Annotated in this window: 24 protein-coding genes; 5 read left to right on the top strand and 19 right to left on the bottom strand. The window is 48.1% G+C overall.

Annotation, left to right across the window (positions count from 1 at the left end; all coding sequences use genetic code 11):
• Positions 1-315: 315 nt before the first annotated feature.
• Positions 316-1491 (bottom strand): phytanoyl-CoA dioxygenase family protein, encoded by a 1176-nt coding sequence (locus tag PsAD5_RS14530; RefSeq protein WP_063292643.1) that lies wholly within the window; start codon positions 1489-1491, stop codon positions 316-318.
• An 86-nt stretch (positions 1492-1577) separates the two neighbouring features.
• Between PsAD5_RS14530 and PsAD5_RS14525 the strand changes: the two genes are divergently transcribed.
• Positions 1578-2594, top strand: a complete 1017-nt coding sequence (locus PsAD5_RS14525; RefSeq protein WP_063292642.1) for a LacI family DNA-binding transcriptional regulator — start codon at positions 1578-1580, stop codon at positions 2592-2594.
• Between the two features lie 314 nt (positions 2595-2908).
• On the opposite strand, the gene PsAD5_RS14520 is transcribed toward PsAD5_RS14525, so the two are convergent.
• From PsAD5_RS14520 to PsAD5_RS14490, 7 genes are all read right to left on the bottom strand, one after another.
• Positions 2909-4327, bottom strand: coding sequence for an aspartate ammonia-lyase (locus PsAD5_RS14520; RefSeq protein WP_084405982.1), 1419 nt, complete (start codon positions 4325-4327; stop codon positions 2909-2911).
• Positions 4328-4330: 3 nt separating this feature from the next.
• Positions 4331-4876, bottom strand: coding sequence for an asparaginase domain-containing protein (locus tag PsAD5_RS14515; RefSeq protein ID WP_193778153.1), 546 nt, complete (start codon positions 4874-4876; stop codon positions 4331-4333).
• Positions 4869-5339 carry a universal stress protein gene (locus PsAD5_RS14510; RefSeq protein WP_063292641.1) on the bottom strand — a complete coding sequence of 157 codons (471 nt, stop codon included), beginning with the start codon at positions 5337-5339 and terminating at the stop codon, positions 4869-4871. The genes PsAD5_RS14515 and PsAD5_RS14510 overlap by 8 nt, the downstream gene beginning before the upstream one ends.
• A gap of 11 nt (positions 5340-5350) precedes the next feature.
• Positions 5351-6658 carry a TRAP transporter large permease gene (locus PsAD5_RS14505; RefSeq protein WP_063288954.1) on the bottom strand — a complete coding sequence of 436 codons (1308 nt, stop codon included), beginning with the start codon at positions 6656-6658 and terminating at the stop codon, positions 5351-5353.
• Positions 6659-6661: 3 nt separating this feature from the next.
• Complete coding sequence (locus PsAD5_RS14500) at positions 6662-7189, bottom strand: TRAP transporter small permease (RefSeq protein ID WP_063288955.1); 528 nt, start codon at positions 7187-7189, stop codon at positions 6662-6664.
• A 57-nt stretch (positions 7190-7246) separates the two neighbouring features.
• Positions 7247-8266: a TRAP transporter substrate-binding protein DctP gene (gene dctP / locus PsAD5_RS14495; protein WP_063292640.1), complete on the bottom strand. Its 1020-nt coding sequence runs from the start codon at positions 8264-8266 to the stop codon at positions 7247-7249.
• Between the two features lie 185 nt (positions 8267-8451).
• Positions 8452-9504, bottom strand: a complete 1053-nt coding sequence (locus PsAD5_RS14490) for a proline racemase family protein (protein ID WP_057465072.1) — start codon at positions 9502-9504, stop codon at positions 8452-8454.
• A 93-nt stretch (positions 9505-9597) separates the two neighbouring features.
• Here PsAD5_RS14490 and PsAD5_RS14485 point away from each other — a divergent pair, with 93 nt between their 5' ends.
• On the top strand, positions 9598-10605 hold the full coding sequence (locus PsAD5_RS14485; RefSeq protein ID WP_063288958.1) for a GlxA family transcriptional regulator: 1008 nt from the start codon (positions 9598-9600) through the stop codon (positions 10603-10605).
• Positions 10606-11118: 513 nt separating this feature from the next.
• On the opposite strand, the gene PsAD5_RS14480 is transcribed toward PsAD5_RS14485, so the two are convergent.
• Complete coding sequence (locus tag PsAD5_RS14480; RefSeq protein ID WP_063292639.1) at positions 11119-12576, bottom strand: radical SAM protein; 1458 nt, start codon at positions 12574-12576, stop codon at positions 11119-11121.
• A gap of 874 nt (positions 12577-13450) precedes the next feature.
• Between PsAD5_RS14480 and PsAD5_RS14475 the strand changes: the two genes are divergently transcribed.
• Both PsAD5_RS14475 and PsAD5_RS14470 read left to right on the top strand, forming a co-directional pair.
• Positions 13451-14677 (top strand): ATP-grasp domain-containing protein, encoded by a 1227-nt coding sequence (locus tag PsAD5_RS14475; protein ID WP_063288960.1) that lies wholly within the window; start codon positions 13451-13453, stop codon positions 14675-14677.
• A 1-nt stretch (position 14678) separates the two neighbouring features.
• Positions 14679-15902, top strand: a complete 1224-nt coding sequence (locus tag PsAD5_RS14470; RefSeq protein ID WP_063288961.1) for an MFS transporter — start codon at positions 14679-14681, stop codon at positions 15900-15902.
• A gap of 740 nt (positions 15903-16642) precedes the next feature.
• Here PsAD5_RS14470 and PsAD5_RS14465 read toward each other — a convergent pair.
• The 10 genes from PsAD5_RS14465 to PsAD5_RS14425 all read right to left on the bottom strand — a co-directional run bounded on the left by PsAD5_RS14465 (position 16643) and on the right by PsAD5_RS14425 (position 24242).
• A complete protein-coding gene (locus tag PsAD5_RS14465) occupies positions 16643-17020 on the bottom strand; it encodes a hypothetical protein (protein WP_084405979.1) in 378 nt (125 codons plus the stop codon).
• Entirely contained in the window at positions 17013-17303 is a 291-nt protein-coding gene (locus tag PsAD5_RS27675; RefSeq protein ID WP_063288927.1) for a PAAR domain-containing protein, read from the bottom strand. Before PsAD5_RS27675 ends, PsAD5_RS14465 begins: the two co-directional genes overlap by 8 nt.
• Positions 17304-17330: 27 nt before the next feature.
• Complete coding sequence (locus PsAD5_RS14460; protein ID WP_063292637.1) at positions 17331-17963, bottom strand: hypothetical protein; 633 nt, start codon at positions 17961-17963, stop codon at positions 17331-17333.
• A gap of 13 nt (positions 17964-17976) precedes the next feature.
• Positions 17977-19374 (bottom strand): hypothetical protein, encoded by a 1398-nt coding sequence (locus PsAD5_RS14455; protein WP_063292636.1) that lies wholly within the window; start codon positions 19372-19374, stop codon positions 17977-17979.
• The gene (locus PsAD5_RS14450) at positions 19367-19732 is read right to left on the bottom strand and encodes a hypothetical protein (RefSeq protein WP_063292635.1); all 366 of its coding nucleotides are present in this window, start codon (positions 19730-19732) and stop codon (positions 19367-19369) included. The genes PsAD5_RS14455 and PsAD5_RS14450 overlap by 8 nt, the downstream gene beginning before the upstream one ends.
• Positions 19733-19742: 10 nt before the next feature.
• Entirely contained in the window at positions 19743-21869 is a 2127-nt protein-coding gene (locus PsAD5_RS14445; RefSeq protein WP_063292634.1) for a type VI secretion system Vgr family protein, read from the bottom strand.
• Between the two features lie 66 nt (positions 21870-21935).
• Positions 21936-22439: a hypothetical protein gene (locus PsAD5_RS14440; RefSeq protein WP_063292633.1), complete on the bottom strand. Its 504-nt coding sequence runs from the start codon at positions 22437-22439 to the stop codon at positions 21936-21938.
• Between the two features lie 2 nt (positions 22440-22441).
• Positions 22442-23311: a hypothetical protein gene (locus tag PsAD5_RS14435; protein ID WP_063292632.1), complete on the bottom strand. Its 870-nt coding sequence runs from the start codon at positions 23309-23311 to the stop codon at positions 22442-22444.
• Positions 23311-23607 carry a hypothetical protein gene (locus PsAD5_RS14430; RefSeq protein ID WP_063292631.1) on the bottom strand — a complete coding sequence of 99 codons (297 nt, stop codon included), beginning with the start codon at positions 23605-23607 and terminating at the stop codon, positions 23311-23313. The genes PsAD5_RS14435 and PsAD5_RS14430 overlap by 1 nt, the downstream gene beginning before the upstream one ends.
• Before the next feature lie 119 nt (positions 23608-23726).
• Positions 23727-24242, bottom strand: a complete 516-nt coding sequence (locus tag PsAD5_RS14425; protein WP_063292630.1) for an Hcp family type VI secretion system effector — start codon at positions 24240-24242, stop codon at positions 23727-23729.
• A gap of 816 nt (positions 24243-25058) precedes the next feature.
• On the opposite strand from PsAD5_RS14425, the gene PsAD5_RS14415 reads away from it, so the two are divergent.
• On the top strand, positions 25059-25901 hold the full coding sequence (locus PsAD5_RS14415; RefSeq protein ID WP_063292628.1) for a tyrosine-type recombinase/integrase: 843 nt from the start codon (positions 25059-25061) through the stop codon (positions 25899-25901).
• The last annotated feature ends 83 nt before the right edge of the window (positions 25902-25984 follow it).

The following is a 25984-nucleotide window of genomic DNA, read 5'->3' as shown; positions in this document are numbered from 1 at the left end:
GCAACACCGTAATTGAATGGCAAGAAAGGACGCTCACACCGATTGGTTGAACGTGCACGTGCGAGAAGACGGCCTGTTTGTTTTTGACCGCCCCAGTTACACTGCATTTGAACCCTCACCATGACATAAGTTTGTGGTGAGGGGTGTTCTGATGATCGCAATCTCAAAGGGTGCCTTGTCGACGCCCAGTTAATCATTGGACAGCCAGATGGGGAGCGAGGCAGTCGGCAATGCGACTAAAACCACCATTCGCCCCCCCCCCTAAAAAAAGCCCTGCCGAACCTTAGATAGCGCTGACTATTATGAAATTGACCTTTAAGGCAGACGGCGAGCACTTTGCTTTTGCAGCTCCTTCGTGAAAACGTCCACGGTCATCCCTTCATTCAACGCGCGTTTCAATAGCATTTGCTGAGTTTCAGGAGCTAACCCGCCGACTGGTGGGTCCAAATCCAGATTGGTTGGGAACGAGTACCCTTCTCCGCAGGATGCTATTGCCGCGTCAAGATGATTGCCTGATAGCACCCCTTGCTCAGTCAGATGCTTCAAGGCCGGAAAAACCTTAGAACACATAGCACTACGATCAACACTTTCCATTGCGCGGCCAAACGCAGATGAGACCTGAAGCAAGTTCACCATACGGTGAATATCTGTCGTCGTGTTCGCACCAGCTGCATGGAATAATGCAGGATTGAAGAAAACCGCATCTCCCTTTTCGAGGGGCAGCTGCACATAGTTAGCCTCGAAATACTCCCGGAAATCGTCTCGCCTCCACGCCACATAACCTGGCAAGTATTTTTGTGAAAACGGCAGCAACTTTGTTGGTCCGCTTTCAAGGGGCATATCACAGTGAGCAATCGCGCCCTGCAAGGTCATGTAGGGTGACAGGTGATGGACATGAGCCGGATAATCCTCACAAACCTCAGCTGTTTGAAAGCCCAGATGATAATCTCTGTGTGCTTGCTGTGCTGCCCCTCCCGGATGGACCAGATTGACCTGTGTCGTCATCTGATAATTCGGCCCCAACCAGCTCTCACAGACCGCGTCAATGAGCGGATTGGCAAAGTAACGAGCAAATACAGATGGATCTGCCAAGCATAGCTTCTGCAGGCTGTTCCAGATACGATCGTTCGCACCAGCTGCTGCAAAATGATCACCGCCACTACCGGAAGATCTCTCAGCAGAAATAATGCTCTCAAATATCTGCGTAGCTTCGTCTATCGCTGCGATATTTTCTGCTGCTCCCTTAATCACCAGAACACCAGCTGTATTTTGCAAAACACTAGCCCACTCTGACAACAAGCTTCTGCGCTTGGATGTGTCTTCAAGCATATTTCGCAGGTTCGCTGCGCTGTAAATAGGGATATTGCTTTGCACATGGGTGGCGTTGGGAACTGTCTCAGCGGACAGCTCCTGTTCCACGAGTGCCTTGAACTCGTTTAAGTCACAGGCCGATTGCCTGTAAAATCCATCAATTTGTTTGCTACTGACCATCTTAGTCCCTCTCCTTGATGTATCAGGCCTTAAATAAGCAAAATGTTGAATTGCCAGCCATATGCATTTCCATCAAGAATCCATCAATGACACATCGTTTCCCTGTTAAAGAAATCGCTCTTCAAGCTGGATTAAGTACAGCAACGGTTGACCGCGTACTTCACAGCCGCACAAACGTAAGTCTGCAGTCTGTCCGCAGAGTACAAAACGCGATTGCAGATTTGCACTTGCAGGAAAAGCAATTGTCTGCACGCGGCAAGAAGCTCTTTATCGACTTTGTTGTCGAAGCTCCGGACCGCTTCTCCTCTGAAATACGGCGCGCTGTTGAAAGTGAAATTGGCAGATCAAACCCTGTCGTCATCCGGCCGCGTTTCATCATGCAAGAGCATATGCAAGAGGCTGAGGCCGTCAGTTACCTCAAACGCATTATGACTCACGGTAGTAATGGGGTTTGCCTGAAGCTGCGTGACACGCCAAAGCTCAGAGACATGATCAAAGCGCTCTCAGAAAGGAATATTCCTGTCCTCACGATGTTCACCGATATTCCGATCTCAGAACGACTGACATACATTGGAATTGACAATGCAAAGGCGGGAAAGACTGCAGCTTACCTGATCTCAAAGATGCTGCATTCTGCTGGCGGAACTATATTGATGAGCCGCAGTCACGAGCATTTTAAAGGTGAAGAAACACGCGCACTCAGTTTTCGATCATGGCTCACACGTAATCGTCCAGACCTGAAATTTGTTGAAACCACAGGAGGTTCTGGAGTTGATCATAAAATTGAAAAAGACCTGGCCTCTATTCTTGAGAAAGAGCCGAACATATGTGCTGTGTACTCCATGGGCGGAGGAAACAGGGCAATTATTCAAATGCTTGAGCAATATAAGATGTATCCAGACAGCTACATTGCACATGACCTTAATCAGGAAAACAAAGCATTGCTCAACGCGGGCAGAATTTCATTTGTACTCCATGACGAGATCACTCAGGATATCTCGGCTGCCTTTTTTCACATTAGCCGTGCCAACAACATAACCCTAGCGGAGCCTCCAACTCCCAATGGTTCTGATGTTCACATAATTGCACCTGAGCTTAAATGAACCGCCCCCTCACCCACGCATTTATCCAGAAGGCTTCGATGGGAACAATTACGAAGGCCTCGCTCTCTTCAAACATTCCTCTACTTGTTCTCCAAAGTAGCTTTGTCATTCAAATCGATAATCGTGCTTACGATAGCAGTCATGAGCTATCAGCAACACTCCATGATCTGTTGTCAGGTTTTGTATCATGCTCACGATCTGAGTAGTATTCGCCTCATCCAGCGCAGAGGTCGCTTCATCGAAGATTAGAATATCAGGACTGCTCAAATGAGCCTGTTCAAGAAGCCGCTTTCGCTTTTGCAAAGGCTGGACTGCTAGATCAGGGAAATTGCTTCTTTAGAGCATTTTGCGGAGCCCCAAAGAGCAGCATTCGAGAGTTTGCTTATGATCTGTTCTCGTGACATCAAGCCCATTTCGACAATGACATCGACAAATCGTTTTCCGTTTACATCAGCTTCCTTCACAATCTTGGAGACCTCAGCATATCCAAGTATGGGTACGAATACGGTAGCAAGAGCAGATGAGTTGAGGAGATTTTGAAGCGCCTTATCTTCCAATGCTTCTATTCCATTCACGCATTTTTTCGCAAACAGATCCGCACCATGCGTAAGCAAATCTATGCTGTCAAACAATCGAGACGCGATAATCGGTTCGAAGTGGTTGATCTCGAGTTGTCCATTGAGAGCGGCAAGTGAAATCGCCGTGTCATTACCAATCACAGCAAATGCCAGTTGTTGAACCATCATGGGCATCACTGGATTCACTTTACCTGGCATGATCGATGATCCTGGCTGAACCGCAGGCAACTTGATTTCACCGATGCCGGACTGTTTATCGGAAGACATCATAATCAAATCGAGGCAGATCTTGCCCAAAATCTCAGCAGTAACTCGCAGTTCAGCAGAAAGTCGTGAAAACCCATCTGAGTTCTGCATCGCATCAAACAGATTGTCAGATTGCTGAACAGGATGTGGCACCTCCTGAGCTAAGTACCGATAAACAGCCTCTTGATAACCTGCACGGGCACCGAGCTCCGTTCCGATTGCGGTTGCTCCTAATGGCAGAACCTGCAGGGCTTCAGCAGTATCCATGACTTTGTCACGGGCTCGAAGAATAGCAGCTGAATATCCGCTGAACTCCTGCCCCATGGTCATTGGTTGCGCACCTTGCATACATGTACGGCCAATTTTGAGCACTTTAGCAAACTCATCTGCTTTTAGCTGAAATGCCTCTCCCAGCCTTGTCAGAGCCTTAGTGAGCGCTGGAACTTTCTCCAGCACAGCCAGTTTGACAGCAGTAGGAACCACGTCATTGGTTGATTGTCCCATGTTTACATGGTCATTAGGCTTCAGGTGTTCGTAGGTTCCAGCCTCATATCCCATAGTTTGCAAGGCGCGATTTGCGATGACTTCGTTGGCATTCATGTTGATAGACGTGCCACCAGAACCTTCCAACATGTTGATGATGAACTGGTCATGATGCTTGCCACCCATAATCTCATCACACGCCGCGGAGATCGCATCGGTCTGCTTGACGGTTAGACCTCCCAGTACACCATTAGCTTGGGCAGCTGACTTCTTGATGATTGCGAGAGCTCGGATCAGAGCTTGGTAGTCGCCAATCTTTGCAGAAGAGATCATAAAATTTTCTGCACCGCGAAGCGTATTGATGCCGAACAGTGCATCATCAGGTAGCTCGCGAGATCCGATACTATCAGTTTCGATTCTGGGCATCCATCAAGCCTCCGTAAATGTCAGGTTGGAATGATCTTTTCGTGCTCCGGGCAACGTCAGAACGCGGTTATGGAAGGTGATATAGACACCGGGCTGTAAGAGACGCGCGCACACCAATGCCTCAATCATGTTCTGAGAAGCATCAGACCCTTCAATGACATAGGGAACCATCGCACCTGTAAAAATCACCGGCACACGAGGTACCTTAATCGCACCACAGAATGCCTCACCACTCATCGCCATGCTGTCTGTGCCATGCGTGACAATCACCGCATCATGAGTTGCAGCAGCACCTTCAACTGAACGGGCAATTTGAGCACGTTCCTCATCACCAATTTCAAGTGAGTCCAGATGCATCAAATCAATGAACGTGAACTCCAGATCTGGTAAGCTTAAGGAGGTAATGATCTCTTTGACTTTAAGTTCAAAATTATAAAGTCGGGCTGAGTTAGGATCATAGCTTTTCGCTATCGTCCCCCCCGTCATGACAACAGCAACCTTCAGCAGCCCACTCTTATAATTCATCGTTGAGTTGGAGGCATCAGTCATGAACAGCTCTCTTGTTCTTAGGACGTACCACCAGCACAGAGCAATTTGCATGACGAACAATCTTTGCTGCATTTGGGCCCAGCAAATAATCTCCGAAATCAGGAATGTGAGACATCAGGATAATGAGATCTGCTGATAACTCATCAGCGGTTTGCAGGACCTCCGAATAGATGTTGCCAGATCGAGCAAACCGATTGATGATTCCGAACTCCTCTGTTTCGGTTATCTCGCCAAGCCGGGACTGCGCGACCTCGAGGGCTTTTTCCTTCAGCTCGCCTGGCACAAACGATGCAAAAGGTGCAGCCTGAGCGGCCTGCGCAATCACTGTGCCCAGATCAGGAACAACTGTCATGCAGGTCAACTCAACTGAGTTGCCTTTTGCATGAAGCCTTAGCTCTGGCAAAATCTCGGTCCATGAGCGTTTTTCTTCCACATCAATGGGAATGAGAATTCGAAGTGTCATTTACCTGCCTCCTACCTGATGCCTGTTACGGCCATCGGCAGCCACATGGATAGTATTGGGACAAAGGTGGTGAGCAGAACCACTGGCATATATGCGAGGAAAACAAACACCAGAGTAGGTTTTAGAACCTTCGCAAGCGACGTCTGCCCTATCAAAGTACCAAAATAGAGGATTGGCGCTGTGGGCGGCGTAATAAGACCCATGCCCAGATTGGTTCCAATAATCGCAGCAAAGTGCACCGGATGTACGCCAGCCTCGGTCACCACAGGCAGCAACAGCGGAGCTGCAAGCAAGATGCCAGAAACATCCTCCATAAACATCCCAATAAGCAACAGGAAGCCGTTTACAAGCAGCAGAAGTACGATCGGATCATCAGAAATGGAGAGCATCGTCTCCAGTATCTGTTGAGGCACTTCTTCAAGCGTCAACACGCGCGCTAGCATGTTTGCTGTAAAGATCACAAGCATCAGTACCGAAGTCACTTGAGCTGCTTTCCAAACCACATCGTAAAACGATTTGAATGTCAGCTCCCGATAAACGAGAAACGCGACTGGCAATGCGTAGACCACAGCCACAGCAGCAGCTTCAGTAGGTGTGGTGATACCTCCATAGATAAACCCCAGGATGATCAAAGGCATTGCCAACCCGAAGCCAGCTTCTCGTGTGCGTTGGAAAACTGTTTTGATCTGCACATTCAACGGCTGGGCTTCAGGAACAGTAATCTCCATCTTGCGTGTCAGGACCATGTTCCAGAAGGAAAACAGACCAACAAGCAACAGTGCAGGAACCAAAGGTGCAAGGAAGCTTGCTGCAATAGAGGTACCTGTCACCCAGCCATAAAGGATCATGGTCGCGCTGGGAGGGATGAGCAGCGCCAGAACTGCTGAGCAGCTGACCAGAGCTGTCGCATAGCCACGGTCATATCCTCGTTCCACCATTCTTGGAATGGCAATAGAACCGATAGCAGCAACAGCAGAAGATGCCATCCCGGAGATTGCGCCAAAAACGGCAGTTGTGATGACGGTTACAACACCAAGACCCGAGCGGTATCGACCAAAGAAGCTGTCTGCAACTTCAAGCAAACGTTTGGCAATTCCACCTTGTGTCATGATACCACCAGCTAGAATGTACAGTGGGATCGCAAGTAATACGACTGAAGAAAGCTTAGAAAAGCCTGCAGTTATCAAGAAGGTTGTCGAGTTGTATTCACCAAAGATGATCAGGAATGCGGCTGCGGCTACAAATGTCAAAGCAACAGGTACACCAAGGATCATCAACGTCACGAGAAGCGCAACGTCCATCAAAATTAGGGAGCTCATGATTTAGGATTCCGTATTTGGTGCGTGCCAGATTGTTGCGCGGAAGCTTTCAATAAACTCGAGCAGGAAATAGAAAGCCGTCAGAGCCAGTCCCACGAACATCGTCCCATAGATCCAGATCATTGGGAGACGTAGCTCCGTTGATACGGTGTTCATACGCTCTGTGAAGACGAGCAGCCCCCAGAGTGAGTTGAGGATATAAACCACCAAAATTGCAGACAAGAGGCGTGTGAAGGCATGGACGCCTGCAGTGATGCGTCCTTCTCCGAATATTGTGTCCACTAGACTGGCCGAGATGTGGCTGCGTTCATGCGTTCCATACGCTGCCCCAACGAAGTACATAATGACACCAGCAAAACTGGCGAACTCTTCAACACCAAAAAGCGAATAGTTAAACAGATATCGCATCACGACCTGAAGAAAGACTGCTGTGGTGAATGCGATACTTGTGATGAACATAATGAACCGCAACAGCTTCAGCTTGAGTTGCCAGATTGGGTTCTTAATGTGTATTTGGCGCTCTTGAAGCATACCGCCCTCTTTTATTTTGTCCGAGGACCGGAGGAGATCTCCGGTCTTCGAAACTCATTAGTTTGAGTAGCGGCTTTCAAGCAGCTCATAGAGCTCGTCGCCGATCTGATCTTTCATCTTCGGCCATGCATCAACGCGCACGGCTTTTGCCATGTTTTCGATCTCATCACGTGAATAGGTAACAACAGTCACACCATTCTTGCTAAGCTCTTCAAGGTAGCGGTTGTCAGCTTCTTCTACGGCGTTAAAGCGCTCCGTAGCCATCTGGGCAGCTATCTCGTTCAACACGGCAGCATCTTCTTCTGGTAACTGAGCCATGGAGAAGGCTGATGAAAGCAACCAGTTGATTTCAAAATGATCGTTGATCTGCAACCATGTATCGACAACACCATTCCAATCACGAACCGCATTTTCAGGAACGCCACCAACCATTCCGTCGATTACGCCGGTCTGCACTCCAGTGTAGAGTTCCGCCCAAGGCATTGTGGTTGTTGAATACCCCAGACGCTCCAGCAGCGGCTTGTGCGTACCCACGCCCGATGGCCAGACGCGAATCTTGAGCTCACTATGGTCCGCATTCGGATCTTTCGGATCATCGACAGGTTTGCCAACAGCCAAACCGCCCAAGCCGTTTGCATAAGGTGCTAAAACCTGAATTTGCTGCGGCTTTACGAGGTCATTCACGATATTGAAGAGAAAGCCACCATTGTTCCAGGCATCTTTTGCGCTGTCATAGTCAACTGCGGTGTAAGGAAACCATGTAAGAGAAAGTCGCGAGTCAAATTTCGTTGAGATTGACTGAATTGCCAGATCAACAGAACCTTGGCTCAGCTGCTCATAAACTTCCTCCCAATCACCTAGTTGGCTTGCAGGAAAAATGCGAAGATTTACGCGGCCATCAGAAGCTTCCGAAACGCGACTTGCAAAGTCCTTAGCCCAGTTATCCATGTCACTGCCTGGAGGTGATAAGTGAGATAGTCTAAGCGTTGTCTTTGCTTCAACCGCAAACGTTGAAAGCCCAATTGTCATTGCCGTCGCCAACACAACCGCAGCTGTTTTCCGCAATTTAAAAACCAAGTTCAATCCTCCCAAGTTAAATTCCCTCATTAGTTCGATTGTGAGATCACCCTGAGAATAAGAGACTGATAGCACCCTATAAAAGAACATTTAAGTCATTTTGGAGAACGTAGCAGACAGGATTAAGGGGAATTACATTCAGTAACTTCCCCCATCCGAAACTTTACGTTTGAGTTGTTCACCCGTTAGTCTAGCGCACCTGGAATAACATGGTCGATGCCAGTTCCCCAGGTGTCTGCCATGGTGTAACCCAACTGGTAAGGATCTGTTGGATCAGCTCCCAACTGCATGGTTGCATAGATCCAGGCCCTCCCAGAGATACGAGGAATAACTGCGGGTTGCCCAGCCACTTTCGTCTCAGAAAGAATAGAAGCCTCAAAACGAGAGTTGATCGTGGATCGCATTTCGAGCTGCTGATTGGGTTCAATCAATCCCTTGGCATGCATGGCAGCCAGACGAGCAGCGGTACCGGTTCCACATGGTGAGCGATCAACACGTCCTGGTGGCATAATCGTAGCATTGCGGTATGAGCTCTGCTTTCCATCAATCATATCAGTAAACATCAAAAATTCGACACTGTTGAAGTTCTCAATCTCTGGATGCTGAACTGTGAGCTGCTCCTGGGCTGCCCTTTTGATCTTGTTTCCGAGCACAACCATATCTTGCGCGACATCAGGCCCAATACGAAACCCAAGCTGTTTTACATCTGGCAGTACGTAGTAAACACCACCAAACGCAACATCCACCGTGAGCGTTCCCAGTCCTTCTACCTCAAGCTGAGCATTCAGATACTCAGCAAATGCTGGGAAGAAATCCAAGGACACTCGCTCGACACGTCCCTCTTTGCAGTGCGCAACTGCTTTTACCAGTCCAGCCGCAGTGTCCAAAACAACTGTCGTTTCAGGTTCATGCATTGACAAGATGCCAGTCTCCAGCAACACCGTTGTCACACACATTGCATTGGATCCAGACATGGCATGCGTCCCATCTGCCTGCATGGGTATAAACGCAGCATGTGCCTCCGAATGTGATGGAGGTAGCAAGAGGTTCGTTGTCATCTGAGCACAACCGCGAGGTTCACGATTTACAAACTGACGAAGCTCATCATTGGCCTTCAGGTACTCCATCTTCTCAAGTATATCAGCTCCGGGAACATTCAGTACTCCACCCGTCAAAACACGCCCAACTTCCCCTTCAGCGTGTGCACCAATTACCGTCACAGATTTATTCCAGCGCATATGCCCTCCTTGTTAGCTAAGGAGAAATGCAGTACGTAACAGGCTAATAATAGAACAAAAAAGACATTTACTTGCAGATTCGGGAGTATCAGCTTGCTAAGCCCTCACATCACAGATGAACAGATTGAACCAGACGTTCGCTTTGCCTTTATTCTCGCTCCGGCGTTTACAATCCTGCCGCTAGCAGGATTTATCGATGCTGTGCGTCACTCCTCAGATGAAGCTGATAGAAGTAGACAAGTATTCTGCCATTGGGATGTTTTAAGTCATGATTTGGAACCCGTAGCATCAAGTTCTGGTCTTGCAGTTATGCCATGGAAGACGTTTGAGGAAGCAGGGATTTATGATTATGTCGTCATCGTCGGCGGCCAACTTGAACAAATGGAACAGATTCCAGAAGAAACCTATGCATTCTTGCGAGACGTTCACGCCAAAGGGACAGAACTTATCGGACTTTGCACTGGTAGCTTTATCATAGCCAAGGCAGGCCTCCTTAACGGTAGAAAGGCCGCAATTCACGCGCACCATCGCCCGCTTTTTTCGCAACAATTTCCAAAGGTAGAGCCCGTAGAAAATGAGCTATATGTCCGCGATGGAAGTATCCTGACCTGCCCTGGTGGAACTGCTGCGATTGACCTTGCAGTAGAAATTTTGATTAAGCACTGTGGACGCTCTCGTGGAATGAAAGGCCTGACGGCCCTCGTTGTAGACGAGCATCGATCAGCACATGAGATTGGGCGGCTTCCCTATCAAGATTTAGAGGAATGCGGAAACTGGCGTGTGGAACAGGCCATTAAAATCATGCGTCAGAAGCTGAGAGACCCAGACACAACAGAAAAGCTTGCCGAAATGCTGGGTTCCACCGTCAGGCAACTGAACAGAGCTTTTACTGAACATGCAAAAGCCACACCACAAGAAGTCTGGCGTGACATGCGCCTCCAGCATGCTCGCTGGCGCCTCATGAACTCAAAACGAACCGTCACCCAAATCGCCCATGAATGCGGTTTCTCCGACAGCAGCCACTTCTCCCGCTGGTTCAAAGCTAAATTCAACCAAACCCCGAAACACTATAGAGCGCAACGTTTGGTGAAGCAGAGATGAACCAACGATTATGTATCGTCGACGCTGAAAGGAAAATTTAATATTACGGCAAGAGTAAAATATAGAATCTCCGTTGCGTCAGTTAATTTAAATATATCATATCAATAATCAGGTACTAGCCCAGATTCAACAGTTTGTTACTTATGCTCAAATCGCGGACATTCGCACTGGCGTTGACCTTTGATTATTGAGGCGCTCTTACTATTCCTGGTTGCTATCCCACTTAAAAGTGCGGAAAGACAAGAAAGTGCACTCGCCTTCCACTAGGGCAAAACAGGTTTGCGAACGAGAGTAAACATTTGCGTGGCCAATTACACGCGGCGATAATTGGCAAAATTGTGCTGTAGGACGGATCTAAGCTCTATATGCTGCAGCCTCGCATTTTTCAGATGGTTTCAATGCACGGTTAGGAATGGCTATTCTGCTTGGCTCCTTCTAGAAAAAGCAGAAGGAGCCAAGGATTATCAACTTAGGAAAAATAACAAAGTATGAGATAAACTATTCCGTACTCACCTAAATTCGTTCAACGACGCTCTGACGATTATTCGCAGTGTTGTCATGATCGATTACACCAGCGTTAATCGCCTCACCAATCTTGAAGCCTTCATGGATGTATGCATCAATGATTTTCTGGCCTTCCTCTTTCTTCAAGAGCCTTACTATGTGGCCCATGAAAACCTCTCCCAATATCGAAAGTCGGTAATCATGAAGTCCCTCGATGACAAGCGCTTCATTGATCAAATCTTGTAGAGTAGAGAGCTGTGCTTCATCCACATCTCCGGCATCAATCATTGCTTGAAGGCGATCTTTTCTCAGCCCTTCATAAAACAATGGGAACGTCCACAAAGACATGTCCTTCTGGTGATGAAGTGCTGACTTTCTGAGGTTGAAACCAAATTCACCATTACGCACAGCTTCTTTCCAATGATTGATATCTACAGTGTTTTCAAACCGGACACCTGGTGCTGAACCGATAGCCTGTGCACCAGCGGCAATCAGAAACGTATCGTAATGTGCTGCCCCAATACATTCGTTGCCCGGCAAATGATCAATGATTTCCTTACTAACGGAAGCTTTGTCGACATAAGTGTTTGTTCCACAACGAACCCAACCTGACTGCTGCAGAGTACTGTAGGAATGCAATCGCATGATTGCTTGTTCTTTGTGCGTTGGCACATGAGGCACCTTTTCGCTTTTCACATCCGCAACCAAAGATGGCGCTGCACCTGGTGTCAGTAGGTATGTACTGACAGCATTGATGATGGGGTGCTTCAAAGCATAATCCAAATCCGCTTCAACATCAGCAAGTGTTTGACCAGGCAAACCGGTGATAAAGTCGGTATTTACGATTGGAATCTTGCCACCAACGTATTCACATAACTCTTCTACCTTACGCATTGATCGCGGCAGACGGATATTAGCCCTGATATCTGGATTGATGCTTTGCACGCCGAAGCTGAGCTTTGTCACATCATGAATAATCAGTTCGTCCAGAAAATCAGGTTTGGTTGTTGCTGGAGCACATTCAACTGCGATCTCCGTGTTTTCATCCATACCCTCTAGCGAACGTACATAACTTAAAAGTCTTCCGATATGGCTACGCACCAGATCTGGGCTCCCGCCTCCAATGTGTATGGAACGAATACGTTTTTGACCATAAGTGGGCGTAATTTGCAGTATCTTGCGGAGTTGCTGAATCAACAGGTCAATATATTCACCCGCATTAGCGAAATCCAGAGTATTGCCTCCGGAGAATGCACAGAATGAACATTTCTGGGCGCAAAACGGGATGTGAAGGTACAGCTGGAATGTTGTTTCATCAGTTACTGGAGCTGCGGAAATACACTGAACTATTTCCGTCTCACTTAATTTCTTACTATCTGGGACCATCCAGTAATCAATTGTGTTTCGTGCCATGTATTTAAAGCGTGTATTTAAAAGATTTTCATCACCTATGCGAAGATCAACCATGTATAACCTCAAAGTATAATTTATTAATATTGCACTTATGTTAACAAAATTAACTCATATCAATCAATTACTAGAAGTATATTATATAATGAGAAATATTTATTCATACAAAATTCGATATTATTAACAATATACGTGCATTAGATTAATTAAAATAAGTAACATTAAATATATTATTATATAAAGAGGATTTTTATACATATATTACATTGAGGTAGTTCTCTAAATAGCTTGGCCTTGTTCATTGAAAAATAACAAAGCCGTCGCTCCATGAATTAAGAATAATGGCAATGAACGCTATGAGACAGGATCAGGCCACCAGATACTAAATTTCATGCTATTTTAAAGTAATCCATGAACTCTGTATGGACTTCATCTGATAAATAAGTAATTTAACTCATCAAAGCAGGCATTTTCTAGTTTTTGCACACAGTAATCAACTCATAGGGAGGCGATCAGAAAGCCTTTAGCTCGTGGGTTGAGGCTATTTGCTGCTAATATTTTGGGTTGCATTTTTTTAATCTACACGCTTATATGTTTTTGCTTTCAATATAAGATTGTCTTTTTGGTTATTTATTTTAATCTTATTGAGAGTTACTTTAGAGCGATTCATCTAGCTTAACTTAAGCTGACTTCTATGTACGCATACCAAGTACACGATTAGAAATACAATTGACTACGAGCCATTGCGCTAATTTGTCAAGAAAAACAAAAGACAAGTGCGTTTGATGCCTATATTCAGGAGAGTTCTAATTGGAGTGCGATCCAGATTGGCGACAGGCTGTAGGGCAGATTGGTCTCCCAGTATTGGTGAGATTGGTAAACTAATAAATTTTGTAACTTAATATAGATTTCAAATAGGATTCTTTAAATTATGAAAAAGATCGTAATATTTTTTCGTGGTGAAGTTGCCATGCACTTTAAATATCTCGACAATTTCGTGAGAGTTATAAAGGATCTGAAATATTCTTTGCATGTTATGTTCCATTCTGGAAGCACGCCACCGAAAAGCATGCTCAATAAGCTCATGGCATATGAGTTTATTGACTTGAGTTCAGTGCCCGACGTGCGTGCACGAGTGGCTGAGATTTGCTCTAAGGAAGCGATCGAACGTATTTTTGTTTTCCACGATGAAGATGTTTACACTGCTTGTCTGTGCAGGGAAGACAATAATATTGTCGGATTACGACCAGCAGCCGGCATCCATTTTAGAGATAAAAACGTGATGCAACAGCGTGCTAAAGAACTCGGCCTTAAAACACCTCATTGCTGCGTTCCCCATACAAGGGCCACCTTAGATGAGTTCGCAGGACAACACGGTTATCCGATAATTATCAAACCATATGACGGTTATGGCTGCGGTAATACCTTTAAGGTTGAAACGCCGGAGCAACTTGAGGAAATTTGGAAGAAAATTCGTAATGAACGCCATGATTACCGTGTCGAGGCATATATTCATGGAGTTCAATATTTTATCGATAGCTTAGTGCAGAATGGTGAGACCGTTTTCGACAATCTTTCGCAGTATACTTACAATATTATTGACTATAAAGAGTCAGGACAACACCAAGGCGTTATCACCCTCGGCCAGGGTGAAAATATAGAGCAGAGAGACATTCTTGCGCAATGTCGACACCTCTTAAATCATTTTGGCATGCACACAGGTGTTGCTCATACTGAGTTCTATCTTACTGACGATGGAGAAATTTACTTCGGCGAGTCTGCTGCTCGCTGTGGTGGGGGCCCCATAATTTCCCTTATCAACCATGCCTACGGATTTGATCTGGTAGAACAATGGGTCAGGCTTGATCTTAATGAAGAAGCCCATATCACCCAAGACTACACGACAAGTTTTGGTGCCGAATACCTTTCCACTCTGGTTACAGGTTCTATAACACAGATCAGTGACAGTGACGCCATACGCGCGTTACCTTCAGTCCTTGAAGCCGAAGTGTGGGCGCAGAAGGGAGATGTTCTGAAAGAGGCTGAACATTGCTATGAAGTGCTGGGCTATTACATTTGTCATGGCGATGATTTTGCAGGGGTCGCCCAGAAATTTCGAAACATTCGCGAAGCCTTCCAGATCCAAGTAGGTAACTGATATGTTTACTATAGCCAAAGACTTCCAACAGTTACCCCGGCAACTATATTTCATTTTCCTCTGCTCGCTGGTGAATAGATTGGGTATGTTTGTCTATCCCTTCCTCACCCTATATCTCGTAAATGGGCGCGGTTTATCTGTCGCTGCTGCAGGCACTATGCTGTCAGTTGGTAGCTTGGGAATGATCCTGGGTAATCTGCTGAGCGGCAGTCTAGTCGACCGTTGGCAAGCAAAAGGAGTTATTCTCTTATCATTTTCTATCAATATCATCGGTTATTGGGGCCTGATGACCCAGAATGCATCTCCTTATGCTTATACTTTTTTTCTCTTTGTCGGACTACTTGGCATGGGGATGTACGGGCCAGCTGGTAGTCTATTGATCGCCAAATTGTCTTCTACAGAGCAACGGCAGTTTGCCTATGCTAATGACTATGTTTTCAAAAACTTAGGCATGGCTTTTGGGCCATTACTCGGTGGTGTGCTTGCAGTGCGCTCATTTGAGCTTGTATTTTATGGCGACATTCTATCCAAGACGATTTGCTTGTTACTCATATATTTTGGACTAAAAGCAACAATCGGTGGTAGTCAGCAAAAAGCCCAGCAAACGCAGAATAACCAAAGCTTAATACAACTTCTCATTGCGTCCCCAGCGCTTACGGTATTCTGCTTGTCCGGTATCCTGCTAATAGGTGTATTATTCGGCATGGAGTATCTGGTGCCGTTATTGCTAAAAAACGTATTTCATACCAGTGAGATAATGGTTGGTGCTGTCTACACATTGAATGCAGCAATCGTCCTTGGCGCATCGTTCATTGTCGAGCGTTTGATACGAGACCGTAGTGAGCCGCTTATGATGGTTATATCTGCTTGCTTCTGGGTTGTTGGCATGCTGACGATCGTTATCGGGTTCAACACGACGGCATTGCTACTAGGGATTACATTCTGGTCTCTTGGAGAAATCATCTACTCCATTATTCTACCGGCTTACGTCTCGAAGAATGCACCGGAGCATTGTAAGGGTCGTTTCCTAGCATTGGTTGACCTTACAGTGAGTGGCGCACGTATAGTCTTCCCCGCGTTACTGGGATACATCTGGTTTAACTATGATGTGCAATCTGCTCTCTGGCTTTTGACTGTTATGCCAACTCTCGGGCTACTGGTCTATGCCAGTATTTTCCTAATGCATAGCCGTCGATCACCAGCATTGGAAACCGCTAGAGATTGACCGAGCCTTATTAGTACGAACGTTCCTTTCTGAAGGCATCTATATTTGTTCAGATCACAGCAAACGCTGCTTACACTCTGAAAAGTGAGCGTGGAACCTGAGGGAAAGCTAGACGCTATCGATATCGACTGCTTTGATGATCGCAAAGTTTAGAAAGGTAAACAGGCTCAGGGTTGTCTATTTTTTTTGGGGGGGGGTAATAGACTGATCATTTGATTTGAATAATGGAGTGTTGTGACCATATTTGCGAAGATAACAGTGAGAGATGAGCCAAAAACCAATAGTAGACAGCAATTTATGGGCAAAATCTAAAACCCTAGGGGAATAGCTCGAATGTCCAGAGTTGGCCCGTTGCACCTTGAAACAGCCACATGCATTTTCAATTTTCCGCATCGCAGCAAACGCCAGCATTATACGCATTGACTAAGCCATTGCCGCTCAGTTAAGCGCCTGGCTTGTTGGCTACGCCTACGAATGATAGTTCAATCGAGCATTAGTAGCGTACGTGGAATATATTAACTCCGCAAGCCAATTAGAAACTACATCTCATCCCAATCCGTTAGAAGAACATATGCCACTTGGCCCCCAGCATTGTCTCATCAGGCTTTTACAACTGTGCCTTTAATGTTGACGTGGTGTTGACTCAAGAACTTACGTTTCCTTCATCCCAACACTGGGACAGGACCTCAAGGTGATCAGGATACTCTTGAGACATTAACTCAGGTGCACCGAGTACCGTCTTAATCGTAAGCCTTTGCCAACTTTAATGCCCGCTTTTGACTATCACTGAGTTTTTCATCGTTCACTGCGCTCGACCAAGCGACTTTGAAGGCTTGATCGTTAGAACTTTGGCACCAGGACAATGCTACCGCGCCGAGCGCCGTCCAGCCGATGCCATCACACATCTGAGCCCATCTTTTCGCAGGGAAGGATCCTAGTTTCTTCAGAAGGCTTAGATCTGTCTCGTCAATACGGGTCTGATTTTCTTTGCCGCCCTCAACGCCCGCAGACGCAATCCAGAGAGGTTCGCTGGCATGAAGGCCTTGCCATATATCTACCGGTGTGAGGCCTTCTCCTAAGTCAAATACTCCAGGCTTTGATGTGTCTTGATCAGCCACCAATTTCAACATCCCCCGATCCAGCGGAAGCAGAGCCACCACACCCAACAGCATCGCCCACTCGACACACTGCACGGCCATTGACGAACACGGATCCAGATCCTGCGGACATGGAACGAGGATGAGGTGGACAATTGCCGCAACCATGCGGAATAACGCCGTCACCGACACGCACCACAGCAATAGCATTTACAAACACATCAGGGCTTCCGGCAGAGGAAGGCGTAGGCGGAAAACACCCATGACCCGCGGCAATATCGCCTTTTCTATAGGCAGCTGGCATCTAAACCTCAAAACAGCAAACTTAGACCTACCTGGTAGGGCTCAATAAAATGATTTCCCCTTCCATGAAGGCAACATTACCACCACCAACCCACAGTTTATAGAAAGGTGTATGGTCTACAGGGAAGCCCACGAGTTCTTGCATCAAATATCTTGTAATTTCGGGAGACATGGTAAGATGTAAAATCGCCTCTTCTACTCCGTAGAATCTTTCATCTTGATCTAGGTAGTCTCCAAAATAATTTGACATCTCATCATTGATACCTAGCCATGGCAAACTTCGATCACCACGCAAATTATGATAAGTTTCATATTCTTCAACATACTTAATATTACTTATATTTACTTGAGATGCCAATTCAGATTCATTCTTTGCAAGTAAGAAATTTGCTATATTATCCCTATAACTTAACGCTAGATCATGTATCTCTTGCCTATCGAGTTTCTTCTCCTCATTTTGCACGAAGTACAATCCCGTAAAACTGCAATCAAGCCTCAATTTATTTGTTTTTTCTATTAGTCTAAGACTGTCTTTAAGCGCCTTAAATGCCTCTTCTGGCGACACAATGTCTGCAGTGTCTGTTAATAGTGCAGCAAAATCATCTGCATCAAAATGGCTAGAACCATTCAGATATTCTTTCCAATCTTCTAGCATTCCCATTTAATTATACCTTTTATCCGCCACCTGCTGTTGTTATCGCCTCTTTGAGTTTATCGGGAAAGCTATCAACTCCATTATCCAGCCAAGAATTTGCCCAATAACCTAATCGTCGCAGAAGTTCTTGCCTACTTTCTGCAGTCTCAATTATTTCATCAAGGGACTCATGCATTTTCTTGGAACCAACTCCAGAGCCACGCCCTCCTCCCTCTTTACTGTGACGCCAACGCTCGCCGGGTTGGCGAGTTGGATCTGGCCCCTCAGTGAGTTTAGTTGGAGAAGTCCAATCCATAACTTCCGCAGCACTAAAACCAAGCCGTTTTAGTTTTGGCAACTGAGAGCGCTTTAACCATTCATGCTTCTCCCCCCCGTTTAGCATTTGCCGTTTAATCGCTCTGTGATGCTTGGGAATAGCCCATAACTTATCTAACTCATCTGGACTTAATTCATCAAACCACTTTTCGAATCCTTTTGTAAGTGTCGGTACCTTACCATCTGGCAGAAGCTCCTCTATTGAGCGCGACTTTTTGTTTTTCTTGTCTTCTGCATCATTATCGTTTGATTGCTGTTCCCCACCACCCTTCGCTTCGGCAGCACCTTTGTCCCGGTCCGGCGCGGTCGTGCCCTGATTATCTGACCCTAAGAGTTTTTTCTCTGCATCTGAAAGGTCAGTGGACGTGTCGATGTCACCAACACTTTTCTCAACAACCGCTGGTTTCGAAGGATCAAAACTGTCTTGCTTCAGAAAGTTCCGTTCACTGCGAACAAAGACCTTAACAAGGTTTGATCCAGGTTTTGCGACGCGCCCGACGAATTTGAGCGTCAAAGCCGCAACTCCCAGCCCTAACCCCACAAGGGCCAGCGCAATGCCTTCTTCAGTGACGGCATATCCAGCATCGACAGCTGCCTTGCATAGAGCAACCTTCCAGGTGCCGTTATCAATGGCAGTAATCGCATCTTGATAAATCGTCTTGAACGATGTCCAAAGGTTTTCAAAAAAAGCGTTGAAGCTTCCATGCATGACAGCTGTACGGTGGTCATAGGCTTGCCGGTAAGTGGCATAAGCCTTCTCTTCAGCCAGCTTTGCTGCACGCGCACGCGCTGTGTCACCCAATGCTGTTGCAAGCCCGTGTTCTGCGCGGGCTCGCTCATAGGCTCTGCGAGTATCTACTTCCGCATCTCGCGCTGAGCTTAAATTTGTCGGTAGTCCAAATTCTTCAATGGCCTGTCTGACAAGCGCACGCGCCTCTTCCTGCTCTTCAGGTGTGCCAGTAAGACAAGCAAGTAGGCCGATAAAGTGAATTGTGGCTGCGTATTCTTTGGCACGATCCGCCGCGTGACCGATACAGGATTGACCGTCAACATGCATGCCACCTGGCTGCGTGTCTGGAAGGTGGAAATCAGAGTCAGTCATTACTCTTCCCTCCAAAGAGGTTTAGAAAATGACTTGTGCCAATAGCTGGTGTAATTGTTGCATCCAGGACGGGGCGTGCGACCTTGCTTGCACCAACAACAGGGACGCTCAGTAATGAACTCACCATATCGGACTTCATCGCGACAAGAGCACTTTTATCACCTTCCTGGAGATCCATGGCCTTATCAATGAGGCCCAACACGATCCCATGTTGGGCTTTAGGATCAGGGTCGTAATCGAAGGGATCTTTCAGAGGTTTCCCACCAGCGTCTGCAAAAAACTTGCTCCGATACTGATCTCGCAACTTGCGACGTATCGGTTCTTTGGCAACAAATTCACCATCATCATATCTGCGCATCTGACGCCCCTTAGTTCAGCTTGATTTTGCCGCCCTTCTGGACGATCTGCGAAGAACCATTGATGCTGATGTTAACGCCTTCGATTTTTATGTTGCCCGCTTCCTCCATGACGATTTTGGATTTGCCGCAGACAATCTCGAAGGTTTTGCCGACAACAATCGTCTTGTTCTGACCAACCTCTTCGTAGGCTCCCATGAGTACTGATTTGTTCTCAATGCCCCCAACGGACAACTGATAACCACCACCAACTGCCGTGGTTTTCGCTCCGCCGATGACTTCAGACGAAGAAACCATCACAGTCTCAGCTTTGTTTTTACCAACTGCGATAACCAGATTGCCTTCGCCCATGTTGAGGCCGAACTTGCCAAGGGTTCCGGCAATGCCGCCGATTTTCTTGCCGAGGGCTTTTTCTACGGATTTGAACTTCTCGGTAACAAACTGCTGTAGCTTGTTGGGGCCAACCATCAACGTCATATTGCCACCAATGACTTCGTGGTGGCTGTTGCCCACTTCGATGGATTTGTTGTGGCCGATGCTTTCTGACTGGTTCACATCGACACGCTTGGCACGGTTATTCTCGACATGAATGTCCTGGTCTTTCTGGGCATGAACATAGATCTGTTCCTGACCAGATTGGTCCTCAAACGAGATCTCATTAAATCCCTCGCCTTTATGGCTGTCGGATCTGATGACCATTTTGGTCTTGTGGTCTGGCAGCTGGTAAGGAGACTTGTTGTTGTTGTGATACGTCCGCCCAGTGATGATGGGTTGGTCGGGGTCACCTTCGAGGAAGTCTACGATGACTTCGTGGCCGATGCGGGGGATGGCGATGTGCCCCCAGCTGGTGCCGGCCCAGTTGGAGGAAACGCGGATCCAGCAGGAGGAGGTGTCGTTCTTCTTGCCGTGGCGGTCCCAGGGGAACCAGACTTTGACCCGGCCATGTTCATCGCAGTAGATCTCTTCGCCCTCAGGGCCGGTCACATGGGCAATCTGCGGGCCGTCCACCAATGGTTTTTGGTGCAGTTTGGGCCGGTATGGCAGACGCGCGGGCATGACTTCAAACCCGGCGCTGTAAGTGGTGGTGCCGCTGCCCGCTTCCTCCGCCACCGCTTGCGGCTGACTGCCCTGATGCGAGACGGACAGCAAATGATACTTGATGTTGTAATCGCTGTTCGGGTGGTCTGTGAGCGCAAACTGATGGCCCACCATCAGGTGAATGGCATTGGTGGCGCCATGACCTGTGGTGGCTTCTACGCGAGCAGCTTCCAGCCGGTGTTTTGTGAACGGCTTGCCGACGCCATCTGCCTTGTAACGTCCCGGATATTCATAGAGCGCATAGTCTCCAGCTGAACCGTTGTCCTCACCGCGCTGATGGGTGTGCTGCTGGTTGTAAGGTGGGTTCTTGAACGAATAATCACGCTGCATGAAGCTGGTGGCGCGTAGCTGCTCACGCAGGACAAAGCTGTTGCAATAAACGCCTTTGACCGCCCCGCCCGCCATGGCGTTGTATTCCAGGCTCGCTTGGTCTGACAGCTGCGAGACAATCTGCGGGTTATCAATGAAGTGCAGGGTATGTTGGCCGTTGGCACCATAGGTAAAGTAGTACCAAATGCCTTCCTCTGCGGTGATACGATCTAGAAAGCTTAAGTGACTTTCCCGGTACTGCACGCAATATTCACGGGCCTCATGAGGCTCGGTCAGATCCCACTTCACATCCTCTACGCCGTGCTCCTTAAGCAGGATCTTGACGATCTCGGGTACGCTCTTCTTCTGAAAGATCCGGCAGTCAGAGCCATGGGCCAGCCGGTGCAGGCTGGGCAGCAGCGTGAGTGAGTAACTGGTGCGATGATGGCCTTCATTACCGCGAGCAATCTCCGCAATCACTCCGGAGAGATGGCGCAGGCCCTCGTATTTGTGATGAATGGTCAGCGTGGCAGGCGTATCCAGCAGGCCATGCAAGTCCAGCGCGTTGTCAGGACTGGCTAGCTCAATCTGGATCTGCGTGAGCCCGTTAAGGCGCTCTGTTGCCGAGAACCCGGTGACCAGCAACTCCGCGTTGGGCTGCGCAGGAGCTGCAAAGGTGAAGGCCAGATCTTGTTGTTGAAAGAGCTGCGGGATTTGGACAATAGCATTCATAACAAACTCACTGGCAAAAGAAAAAACAAAGGAACTATAAGAATTGAGAATGGTCTGGGAGGCTCGTTAGGGCCTCACCGCTGGCGGTGGATAGGGTTTGCCAGCAACAGAGGTTGGCGGACACAACACACCGGGAGCCACCAGCGTTTCGTCCTTGCGTTGAAAGTCATTCAAAAAAGTTTGGTCACAGGAGCGGTATCCAGCTGCGATAGCCTGAGTACGGGCATAGTCGGTGATCACAACCCCAAGAAAGGCCCCGCCAACAGCAATGATTAAGAATGCTGCTGAGAAGCTTTTGGCTGAGCGTTTGATCCATCTTTGGCCCCAAGGAGTAAGAGCGAAATGGAGAACAGGAAGACAAAGCCCTGCAAGAACCCATTGAGTCTTTCCGCGCGGGACAATCAGAAGGTCCTGAGCATGCCCGAATAAAAGAAAGATATCAGAGAGGATGATCCAGCACAGGAAAACAACCAGACAATCCAAAACCAGCATTGCAACATGTGTCCGTTTGAGATCAGCAGCCAGCCAATTTGCGGATTTCTCAATGCGGTCAAAACACCAGTCAAACATCGCTACCTCCGGTAGATCTGGTTATACAGATCCGAACCGCCAAAGTGCCAGATGATCTCACGCTCTAGCCGATACAAGAAACTATTGCTGCGGCGTTCAAACTCTTCCACCTTCTGGCGCATGGAAATTTGTGCTTCACGAATGATCCGCCCTGTCTCCTGAATTCCATGGGCAATTGCCTTACCCGTCCAGTACAGAGCTTGGCCAAGTTTTTCCCGGATACCAAACGCCTTGTCGAGTTCGGTTAAAGCAATACCAGCGATCATTCCAACAACGATCGCTCCTCCAGCAACAGCAAGGGCGGGAAGCGCAATCACAGTTAGTCCAGCCAGCCAACCAGCTGCCAGCGTCCCTGCAGCCAAAGCCACGGTGCCAATGGCAACATCTGTAATGATGTTGGCAAACAGCTCATGATAGAGCTTCTCATCACTCATGATGAACTGCATCACATCGAGCGCCACATAACAGGTGATCATGATGACTGCGTTTGACCTACCTGCTGATTTTAGTGCCTCCGGGCCAATGCCAAAGGCGACGACTTTGGGGGAAGTGGACAGATACCGTGTGCCCTTTAAGGTCTCACGCAGGGCAGAGTATCCCTTAAACACCACGTATGTCTTGCCATTCACTACCTTTGTGTAATAGCGCCCCTGCAAACCAATTTCCTTCAAGAGTGTCTGACCACCCTTCATGTCGCGTAGCAGCACTGGCAGGCTCGCCAGATCCAGCGCACCACCTGTTGTTGCTCCTAGGCTTTGATGGGCGTCTACCACGGCTTGTGCGAACAGCTCCATGTCCATCACCACTGCTTCATCCTGGCGTGGATTGATCAGCTCTGCTGCCATGCGTTGTTCCGCCAGCGGGTAGACCATCAGAATATCTCCTTGTGGGGCTGATCCCCTGGCTTGACCATCAAGCGGTGACCTGGAAACTGATCCAGAAAGCCCCGGATCTCCAGCTCTTCAGACAGATCTTCGTGCAGAGCATCTGATGAGCGCTCAGGCCGGTCACGGCCTTGCAAGACCACATGCGCCGTGCCTGCCGGATCGCACTCTTTGGGAGCTGCTTCTGCAATCGCCTCCACCTTGCGCCGCCGCCACAACAAGCTGCGAAAGAAGCTGCGCAGGTAGCCGCGCTTCGCTGAGGCTTTGCCAGAGACAAACTTCATATTCCAACTCCGCAGATCAGGCTCAAATCAAAGACTGCCCATGGCCTAACTCCACCATAGACAGTGTCCGGGCCAAAGCTGGCCCGGATCTGACTTCCATTCCCATCAGGAAGGAAGGCTTAAGCAGCAGGTGCACGCCAGTCGTCAGCACCAGATGTGCCGGAGACTGTGTGTTCCCACATGATCTTGCGGTATGACAGCTCAATGGTGATCAGCTGAGTGAAGTCAGCATTCTTCGGATCCTGACAATGCGGCAGGCCACACTCGATGTTGGTGATCAGTGCATCTTCAAAGGAGGTGGAGAAGAAATGCTCCTGCTTGCCGGAAGAATTGGTGCGGTACCATTTGACTTCACATTTAGGCAGCATCTCACCGGAGACCAGCGCATTATACAGCAGCGGGATGGACTTGTTCATGGAGCAGGTGAACTTGAACGGCGTATGCACGCGCTGACCAGCTGGCTGACCGGACTGGATATCACGCGGAATGATGACGGTATGATCAATGGCCTGTACCATGATCTCGTCTTCATGACCTTCCTGCCACACGTTACCGACGGAATCCTCAGTGAACGCGCCTTGAGTGATTGGTCCCTGAGTTGACCCTTCAATGGTGATATAAGCGGGTGTTGGCATAGTATGCTCCTGGTGAGCGCCCTCCGTTTGCGGATAGACGCAGCAAAACAAATAAATGAACCCCATTTGACAACAATGGGCCACAGCCCCAGACACCAGTCTGCAGCTGCGTACCAACACAATTGCAACTTGCATGCCAAGTCGGATTAAGTCTCCTCAACGCAATGCAGGAACGAACACATACTATTGAAACAACTAGGGAAAATGGATCTGCCAGGCACACTACTCTGACATAAATCCTGAGTGGAGAGGGAAGCGATCTCGGGCCAGAAATGGCCCGGAGCCCCACAACAGATCCACGAACTTAGCGCAACACATTGAAAACATTATAAAAAGAAGCTGGCCATTTTTGGCCCAACCTAAGCCAAAAAATGGCCCGACCTTGATATATAAGGGAAAATCGGAACAGCCCCTCAAAGGCAAGGCGCTCTTTGAGCCGTATCAGAGGCCCTTCGCACCCTAAATGCCCTTCAAAACAGCTCCTTCCAGAAGAACGGCTGGCGACCCCAGCCAGCGAAAATCAACCTTTCAGATGAAGATCGCTCAGGATTGAGCTTGATATGCAACCTAGATGAAGCTGGCGGCCCTGGTTTGTCACTGTCATCTTCCAGTTCTTTCGCAGGTGTGATTTTTCTTCTGGTCTGGCGTCTTATGCGCACCCCTTCTACTTTTCATTGCCTTTGAGCGCCTATACGCCCAAGACCGGCTTCTATTAGGCTTTCCTGCAAGTGTGAGTGCGCCATACTAGGAGACTTGGATCTTGCAAGAGTTGGCACACTACGCATTACTTGGATGTTATGTGAGGGGGAATGGATTGTGCCAAGTCGTCAGCGCCTTACAGAAAAGATTGCTCGCACTGCAAAGCCCACAGTTCGGCAATACCAGCTGTTTGACAGCGTGGTCGCCGGCTTTGCACTGGTGATCTACAAGTCCGGTACCAAGGCGTTTAACGTGTCCTATCGCGTCAATGGCCGCCAGCGTCGCTACACCATCGGCCAATGGCCGGCCTGGAGTGTAGTCGCAGCACGAGAGCGAGCCAAAACCATCCGCCGGGAGATTGAGCTTGATTACGACCCGTTGGGCAACCGGGAAGCAGAACGTGTTGTGCCGCGCGTAAGCGATCTTATTGAGCGTTATATCGATGAGCACCTACCCAAACTTGCCGCCCGCAATCAGGCAGACCAGATTTCCATGCTGAGTAAGCTGGTGCTGCCACAGTGGAAGAACCTTCTGGTGCGCGAGATTTCACCTGCGGATGTCAACAAGCTGCTCAGCAACGTGGCCGCTGGGCGACATCGTCCCGCAAAGAAACTCAAACGCCGAAGCAAACCAAAATCCAAACCTATTCGAGCCAATCGTCTCGGCGAGATCCTACGCAAAATGTTTAATCTATCGGTGCAGTGGAAGATGCGTCCTGATAACCCAGCGCAAGGGTTCCACAAAAGGCTAGAGAATGCCCGCGAGCGGTTCTTGTCACTTGCTGAGATCAACCGTCTGTCTGATGCGCTCGAGAACAGCAAAGACAAACGCGGGGCTGATGTGATCCGCCTATGCCTTCTTACAGGCTCACGTCTGGGCGAAGTCAGATTTGCACGCTTTGAGCAGTTCAACCTCGTGTCCGTCGTCAAAGATAGTTGGACAAAATTGGCTTTCGATTAGTGGAGTGTCTGGCCCAATTGCGTGTTGATGTTAAGCGGCTTGTGCGTGGTAGCGCAAGCGTCGGTTTTGAATAGTTCTGCGTT

Origin of the sequence: Pseudovibrio sp. Ad5, from assembly GCF_001623095.1 — a bacterium.
Classification (GTDB): Bacteria; Pseudomonadota; Alphaproteobacteria; order Rhizobiales; family Stappiaceae; genus Pseudovibrio.
Note: the sequence above shows the minus strand (reverse complement) of the source record. Positions and strands in the feature narration are given on the sequence as shown.

Excerpts from the sequence above, each read along its gene's own strand:
- PsAD5_RS14530 (WP_063292643.1), bottom strand. The coding sequence starts at position 1,491 with ATGGTCAGTAGCAAACAAATTGATGGATTTTACAGGCAATCGGCCTGT.
- PsAD5_RS14525 (WP_063292642.1), top strand. The coding sequence starts at position 1,578 with ATGACACATCGTTTCCCTGTTAAAGAAATCGCTCTTCAAGCTGGATTA.
- PsAD5_RS14520 (WP_084405982.1), bottom strand. The coding sequence starts at position 4,327 with ATGCCCAGAATCGAAACTGATAGTATCGGATCTCGCGAGCTACCTGAT.
- PsAD5_RS14515 (WP_193778153.1), bottom strand. The coding sequence starts at position 4,876 with ATGACTGATGCCTCCAACTCAACGATGAATTATAAGAGTGGGCTGCTG.
- PsAD5_RS14510 (WP_063292641.1), bottom strand. The coding sequence starts at position 5,339 with ATGACACTTCGAATTCTCATTCCCATTGATGTGGAAGAAAAACGCTCA.
- PsAD5_RS14505 (WP_063288954.1), bottom strand. The coding sequence starts at position 6,658 with ATGAGCTCCCTAATTTTGATGGACGTTGCGCTTCTCGTGACGTTGATG.
- PsAD5_RS14500 (WP_063288955.1), bottom strand. The coding sequence starts at position 7,189 with ATGCTTCAAGAGCGCCAAATACACATTAAGAACCCAATCTGGCAACTC.
- PsAD5_RS14490 (WP_057465072.1), bottom strand. The coding sequence starts at position 9,504 with ATGCGCTGGAATAAATCTGTGACGGTAATTGGTGCACACGCTGAAGGG.
- PsAD5_RS14480 (WP_063292639.1), bottom strand. The coding sequence starts at position 12,576 with ATGGTTGATCTTCGCATAGGTGATGAAAATCTTTTAAATACACGCTTT.
- PsAD5_RS14475 (WP_063288960.1), top strand. The coding sequence starts at position 13,451 with ATGAAAAAGATCGTAATATTTTTTCGTGGTGAAGTTGCCATGCACTTT.
- PsAD5_RS14470 (WP_063288961.1), top strand. The coding sequence starts at position 14,679 with ATGTTTACTATAGCCAAAGACTTCCAACAGTTACCCCGGCAACTATAT.
- PsAD5_RS27675 (WP_063288927.1), bottom strand. The coding sequence starts at position 17,303 with ATGCCAGCTGCCTATAGAAAAGGCGATATTGCCGCGGGTCATGGGTGT.
- PsAD5_RS14460 (WP_063292637.1), bottom strand. The coding sequence starts at position 17,963 with ATGGGAATGCTAGAAGATTGGAAAGAATATCTGAATGGTTCTAGCCAT.
- PsAD5_RS14455 (WP_063292636.1), bottom strand. The coding sequence starts at position 19,374 with ATGACTGACTCTGATTTCCACCTTCCAGACACGCAGCCAGGTGGCATG.
- PsAD5_RS14450 (WP_063292635.1), bottom strand. The coding sequence starts at position 19,732 with ATGCGCAGATATGATGATGGTGAATTTGTTGCCAAAGAACCGATACGT.
- PsAD5_RS14445 (WP_063292634.1), bottom strand. The coding sequence starts at position 21,869 with ATGAATGCTATTGTCCAAATCCCGCAGCTCTTTCAACAACAAGATCTG.
- PsAD5_RS14440 (WP_063292633.1), bottom strand. The coding sequence starts at position 22,439 with ATGTTTGACTGGTGTTTTGACCGCATTGAGAAATCCGCAAATTGGCTG.
- PsAD5_RS14435 (WP_063292632.1), bottom strand. The coding sequence starts at position 23,311 with ATGGTCTACCCGCTGGCGGAACAACGCATGGCAGCAGAGCTGATCAAT.
- PsAD5_RS14430 (WP_063292631.1), bottom strand. The coding sequence starts at position 23,607 with ATGAAGTTTGTCTCTGGCAAAGCCTCAGCGAAGCGCGGCTACCTGCGC.
- PsAD5_RS14425 (WP_063292630.1), bottom strand. The coding sequence starts at position 24,242 with ATGCCAACACCCGCTTATATCACCATTGAAGGGTCAACTCAGGGACCA.